This window comes from Burkholderia sp. AU32262 (genome assembly GCF_020419985.1).
GTDB classification, from domain to species: Bacteria; Pseudomonadota; Gammaproteobacteria; order Burkholderiales; family Burkholderiaceae; genus Burkholderia; species Burkholderia semiarida.
In genome coordinates, this window is record NZ_JAIZRS010000083.1 from 1 (window position 1) to 684 (window position 684).

Genomic DNA, 684 nt, shown 5'->3' on the forward strand with positions numbered 1-684 from the left:
ACGGTCACCACGGTAGGATTCATGACTGGGGTGAAGTCGTAACAAGGTAGCCGTATCGGAAGGTGCGGCTGGATCACCTCCTTTCCAGAGCTTCTCGCGTAGTTGAGCGCTCACGCTTATCGGCTGTAAATTAAAGACAGACTCAGGGGTCTGTAGCTCAGTCGGTTAGAGCACCGTCTTGATAAGGCGGGGGTCGTTGGTTCGAATCCAACCAGACCCACCATTGTCTGGCGGTAACACACCTGAGGCATCTGTACTCATGGGGGCATAGCTCAGCTGGGAGAGCACCTGCTTTGCAAGCAGGGGGTCGTCGGTTCGATCCCGTCTGCCTCCACCAATCACCAACGCTAAGGGCTTGGTTCAGACACTGGACCGAGAATTTTGCATTGGCGATTGAGCCAGTCAGAGTGATATCAACAGATATCGGCTGTCGTTCTTTAACAATCTGGAAGAAGTAAGTAATTTGGATAGCGGAAGCGTCTCGAGATGGACGTGGAAGTTATCCGGGTTGTGATTGTATCGATGTATCTCAAGATGATTCGAACTTCATTGTTCGGCTCAATTGGAATACGGCACAACGCGAGAACTCAACCTGTAGCGGCTGTCGAGAGACAGACTCGTTATAGGGTCAAGCGAACAAGTGCATGTGGTGGATGCCTTGGCGATCACAGGCGATGAAGGACG

The 684-nt window shown here is 51.9% G+C and carries 2 tRNA genes and 1 rRNA gene; all 3 read left to right on the top strand.

The features are described from left to right. A 16S ribosomal RNA gene (locus tag LGN10_RS33405) occupies window positions 1-84 on the top strand; the annotation flags it as partial. 62 nt (window positions 85-146) lie between these two features. After that, window positions 147-223 (top strand) — tRNA-Ile (locus LGN10_RS33410). A gap of 38 nt (window positions 224-261) precedes the next feature. Then, window positions 262-337, top strand: a tRNA-Ala gene (locus LGN10_RS33415). Window positions 338-684: the final 347 nt, after the last annotated feature.